The organism is Lachnotalea sp. AF33-28 (assembly GCF_003477885.1).
GTDB lineage: Bacteria > Bacillota > Clostridia > Lachnospirales > Lachnospiraceae > AF33-28.
The window spans coordinates 1-1,335 of record NZ_QUEE01000038.1 but is presented as its reverse complement, the minus strand read 5'-3'; the positions used below and the strand labels follow the sequence as shown (position 1 = coordinate 1,335).

Genomic DNA, 1,335 nt, shown 5'->3' with positions numbered 1-1,335 from the left:
TTATAGTGGTTCAGTTGTCAAGACAAAAATCTAAGCTTTTTATAATGAACTGATATATGTAACTGGGTAGGGGAGAAAATCCCCCCTTAGGCTGCATGATCATCCAGTAACAGAATCGGATAATAGCAGGATGCCGGTGTTTGATTATTGAGTGCAGAATGACAACGTTCAAAGTTGTAAGTGTGCACATATTTACCGATTGCCTTCCGTGCTTCTCTGATATTGTTATATTGGGTCAGATATGCTTCCTCGTACTTGAAGCTTCGGAACCATCGTTCAATCATGATATTGTCAGCCCACCGGCTTTTACCATCCATGCTTTGACGGATCTGGTTCTCTTTGAGGAAATTCATGTACTCATTGCTTGTAAACTGACAGCCCTGATCTGAATTCAGGATAACAGGTTTTGCCACTATAAACGCCTTTTTTAACGCAGTTATGACCATTCTGGTATCCAGAGTATCATCGACTTCCCAGCCAACGATACAGCGGCTGTACCAGTCAATCACAGCGGTCAGATACAGAAATCCACGCTTAATGGGGATGTATGTAATGTCGATTGACCATGCCTGATTTGGACGGTCGATAACGGCGTTACGTAGCAGATACGGGCAGACTTTAGCCTGTCGCATACGTTTAGAAAGGTTCATTTTTGGATAAATTGGATCAATCCCCATTTCATTCATATAACGGCGCGTTTTCCGGCGACCAACCTGATGCCCACGCTTCTTCAGTTGAGCAGACAGTTGTCGTGCTCCCCAGGCCGGATTATCCGTGTGTAATCGATCTATGATCGATTTGCAATCCAACTCCTCCTGAGATATGGGCATGCCCTTGTAATAAACACTGGTACGATTGATATCAAGAAGTGTAGCTCCTGTTTTAACTGGAAGTTCTTTAGTCTTCAAAAGGTTTTGGACTAAATTTACTCTCGTAGTCAGGTCCAAGTGTTTCTTCAGATTTTTTTTTCAACCAATCCACCTGCATGGTGAGCTGGCCAACTTTTTTCGCATATTCAGCTTTTTCCTTGCGTTCTAAAGCGAGTTTTTCTTTCAGATTATCCTCTCGTGTGTCATTAAAAACCACGGATGCTTTATCGAGGAACTCCTTCTTCCAGTTGCGGAGAAGATTCGGCTGAATATTGTTTTCGGTTGCGATTGTATTTAAGTCTTTTTCTCCTTTGAGCAGTTCAATCACTAATTCTGATTTGAATTTGGCAGAGAAATTTCTTCTTGTTCGAGACATAATAATAATCCTTCTTTCTGTAGTGTTTACAGTATATCAGATTCATTAAGAAATGTCTCTTGAAGTGTCTTAAATTACGATACCATTATA

2 protein-coding genes are annotated in these 1,335 nt (G+C 41.0%); both read right to left on the bottom strand.

The features are described 5' to 3' along the window. Positions 1-86: 86 nt before the first annotated feature. On the bottom strand, positions 87-908 hold the full coding sequence (locus DWZ56_RS22540) for an IS3 family transposase (protein WP_004841748.1): 822 nt from the start codon (positions 906-908) through the stop codon (positions 87-89). After that, positions 898-1,245, bottom strand: coding sequence for a transposase (locus tag DWZ56_RS23270; RefSeq protein WP_004615306.1), 348 nt, complete (start codon positions 1,243-1,245; stop codon positions 898-900). Before DWZ56_RS23270 ends, DWZ56_RS22540 begins: the two co-directional genes overlap by 11 nt. Positions 1,246-1,335 lie beyond the last annotated feature (90 nt).

Excerpts from the sequence above, each read along its gene's own strand:
- DWZ56_RS23270 (WP_004615306.1), bottom strand. The coding sequence starts at position 1,245 with ATGTCTCGAACAAGAAGAAATTTCTCTGCCAAATTCAAATCAGAATTA.